The following is a 3,546-nucleotide window of genomic DNA, read 5'->3' on the forward strand; positions in this document are numbered from 1 at the left end:
GCGCTCAGGATCGCCGGCCAGCGCGCGTCGGGCTCGCCCGGCCGGCGCAAGGCCCGGAAGGCGCCCTTGAACAGGGCCGGCGGGCCGACCTCGACCGGCACCCCGGCCACCAGCCGCCCGCCCGGCTTCAGCACCCGGGCGATCTCGTCCAGCGCCCGCTCGGTCTCAACCGGAGGAAGGTGCTCGAACACCTCCGTGCAAAACACCAGGTCGGCGCCTTCGGCCTCCAGCTCGGCCTCGTCGGCCGCCGCGCTCGCATTGGCCGCGCCGGCCAGCTGGGCCAGGGCCTGGGCGCGCAGGTCGGGGGCCGGTTCGAAGCAGGTCACCCGCGCCTGCGGGAAGCGCCGGGCCAGGCGCAGGGCCAGTTCGCCGTCGCCGCCGCCGTAGTCGACGATCACCCCGGCGACGAACCCCTCCGGAACGAACCGCAGGGCGTCGGAAAGGCGACGCTCCTGGACCCAGCGCTTCAGCGGGTTCGGGTCGCTTCGGGTCAGTTCGGCGTAGCTGGTCGCCATGCGCGCCCTGTCTCTCCCACGCCCCAGTTCGCCGAAACCAAATAGCGCTGTTAGGTGTTCACCTTGACAGCGGGATCGCGCCGCCCGCACAAGTGCAGCGTAACAATTATAGTTAACATGCGCTGGGGTGGTGTGATGTTGGACGATGCCGCCGAAGCGCGTCGGATCCGTGCGACGCACTTCGGCCATGCGGCCTTCGTGAAACTGACGGCTGTCGCGCTGGTTGCGGCGGTCGCCTTGCCCCTGTCCGGGTGCGACGACGACTACGCCCTGTTCTCCGGCCGCAAGCCGCAGGGCGGCGAGGCCCGCCTGGGCTGCCCGCGCCCCGCGCCGATCACCGGCGTCCAGCCCGGCTTCAACGACCAGGAGCGCGAGATCCGCCGCCTGCGTCGCTCGGGCTTCCAGAACGACTTCTTCGCCCAGCTGGAGCTGGCCCGCCGCTACCGGGCCGAGCGCGCGGTCGACAAGAACCTCGAGGACCCGATCGAGTCCTCGGTCTGGTACGCCGTGGCCCTGGCCAACGCCGAAGGCTACGCGCCGATCAACCGGGCCGCGCCGCGCAAGAGCTTCGCGGGCTTCCGCCGGGCCGGCTACGACGACTGCCGCGCCTGGGAGCGCCACTTCGCCTACCAGGCGCTGGACCGCCAGCTGTCGCGCATGTCCAGCGACGAGCAGGCCAAGGTCCGCGACCGGGTGGTCTACATCCTGTCCAGCATGGGCGCTGAGGGCTACCGCACCCTGGCGCGCATCTACGACCAGGACTACGGCCCCTACGGCGAACCGGCCGACAACGCCCAGGCGCTGAACGCCTGGGGCAAGGGCGAGACCAAGAGCAAGGGCCACCGCGCGGCGCTGGGCCTGTTCCAGCGCAACGACGTGGACGCCTACCTCTACAACTATCTGGCGGTGCAGACCGGCGACGTCGGCGCCTACGTGCTGCTGAAGGACTTCGAGCGCTCCGACCCGCGTCGGGCCGGCTACGGCGCCTTCGTCGAGGCCAAGGCCAAGAAGTGGGTGCCGCCGTTCGAGTTCTACCCGACCGACGCGCCGGCCGGCGGCGTGCCGCACTCCGACGAGAGCGAGCCGCGCGGCGACGCCTATGAGCAGGCCCTGCGCCGGATCAACGAACTGCCGTTCTCGCACGTCGGCCAGGCGCTGAGGTACCTGGGCGTCACCGAGACGGTGGCGACCAACCCCGACCAGCTGTCGCGCGGCAACGTCGAGACCCTGGAAGCCATGCTGGGCCGCTCGCAGGACGGCCGGCTGGATGCGATCGAACGGGTGCGCGCCATCCAGTACGCCGCCGTCTCCGGCTCGCCGCGGGCGCAGCTGGTGCTGGCGGTGATGTACGCCGAGGGCGTGGGGGTGCCGGCCGACTACGCCCGCGCCTTCTACTGGTTCTCGGAGGCCGACAAGCAGGGTTCGGCCGAAGCCAAGTTCGCCATGTCCACCTATTTCGCGCTCGGAGTCTCCGGCGTGGCCGACCAGGACAAGGCCAAGGCGGTGGTCTACCGCATCGACTCGGCGCTGGAGGGCTTCGCGCCCACGGTCGAGCGGGTCCAGGGCATCCTCGCCCAGGTCTCGCGGTCGCAGCAGCGGTGAGCGCCATGGAGAAGACGAACCCGATGTCCACGCGTCTCCGCGGCCTGGCGATCGCCGCGGCCCTCACCCTCGCCGCGCCCGCCGCCCAGGCTTTCCCGGACGCCAAGGTCGAGACCCAGCTGCGCCCCTGCTTCGGCCTGCTGACCGATCCGGCCGTGGCCAAGCGCTGCCAGGGCGGCAAGAAGCGGCACTACGACCGCGGCGACTTCAACAAGGTCTATTGCGACCGCGCCCGGCCCGGCGACGTCAGCCGCAAGCTGGCCGGCATGCCGGCCGGCTCGACCCTCTACCTGGTGGCCAACACCCGGGCCTGCGAGGACTCGCTCGACATCGCCAAGTCGATCACCATCGTCGGCGAAGGCAGCGCGCGCACGCACCTGCAGGCCCTGTCCGGCCGGCCGTGCGTGACCGTGCGCGGCGACGTGCGCGGCGTCACCCTGAGCGACCTGCGCATCTCCACCGACCACGCCGGCGGCGTCGGCTGCATCGCCGCCCAGGGCCGCGAATTGACGCTCGACCACACGCTGGTGCGGTACGACGGCGACGCCTCGGCCGTCATCGTGCGCGGCGGCGGCCTGCTGACCCTGCAGCGCGACACCCACGTCGTGGCGCTGTCGCGCGAGGCGGCGGTCGACGTGGAAGGCGTGCTGGAAACCCGCAACGCCTCCATCTTCGCCGCCCGCTACGGCCTGCGCATCGCCCCGCAGGGCGACAGCCGGCTGGACGACCTGTCGATCGTGCGCCTGGACGACTGGACCGGCTCGGAGCGCGTTCAGAGCTCCGGCGGCCTGGTGGTGCGCGACGGCGCCGGGCGCCTGGTGCAGGTCAACGGCGGCAAGATCGACGGCTTCTCGCGCGGCGTGATGGTGCTCGGCCAGGACGAGGTCATGATCGAGCGCGCCAAGATCCTCGGCGCGGACTGGGCGGTCACCTCCAACGGCCGGCGCCTGCGCGTGGTCGGCAGCGAGATCGAGGCGGTCGAGGTCGGCGTCTATGTCGACACCGGCGAGGCCTGGGTCGGCGACAACACCTTCTTCGGCGTCCGTCGCGCCGGCATGTACGCCGAGTCCGGCGCGCGGGTGCGGGCGCGCGACAACGCCGTCTACGCCCACGCCGACGGCTGCCAGCGGCTGGACCTGGGCGGCTTCAACCAGGACCGCTCCAGCCTGAGCTGCCGGCCCTGGTACGAGGCTCCGGAAATCTGGCGCAACCGCCGCGACGTCAACCGGCCCCGCTACGGCGAAATCTGGTCCTGACCGCCCGCCCTACGGGACGCTGAAAACAGAAAGGCCCGGCCGCCGCAGCGGCCGGGCCTCTTCTTTTGAGCCGACGGCTTGTCCGGTCAGCAGGGCGCGGTGGCGGCCGAGGCTCCGGCCGAGAAGGCCGCGCCGGCGGCGAGCGCGCCCGCGCCCGACCCGCCGCTGAGCGC

Annotated in this window: 3 protein-coding genes; 2 read left to right on the plus strand and 1 reads right to left on the minus strand. The window is 72.1% G+C overall.

Annotated features, from left to right (window positions below; all coding sequences use genetic code 11):
• On the minus strand, positions 1–515 hold a 515-nt coding region (locus G3573_RS20880), incomplete at its 3' end, for a class I SAM-dependent methyltransferase (RefSeq protein WP_163263576.1).
• Between the two features lie 135 nt (positions 516–650).
• Between G3573_RS20880 and G3573_RS20885 the strand changes: the two genes are divergently transcribed.
• Together G3573_RS20885 and G3573_RS20890 are read left to right on the plus strand one after the other, a co-directional pair.
• Positions 651–2,117, plus strand: coding sequence for a sel1 repeat family protein (locus tag G3573_RS20885; RefSeq protein WP_240454827.1), 1,467 nt, complete (start codon positions 651–653; stop codon positions 2,115–2,117).
• A 23-nt stretch (positions 2,118–2,140) separates the two neighbouring features.
• Entirely contained in the window at positions 2,141–3,373 is a 1,233-nt protein-coding gene (locus G3573_RS20890) for a hypothetical protein (RefSeq protein WP_163263578.1), read from the plus strand.
• The last annotated feature ends 173 nt before the right edge of the window (positions 3,374–3,546 follow it).

It is taken from the genome of Caulobacter sp. 17J65-9, assembly GCF_010975005.1.
In the GTDB taxonomy this organism is placed as follows: domain Bacteria; phylum Pseudomonadota; class Alphaproteobacteria; order Caulobacterales; family Caulobacteraceae; genus 17J80-11.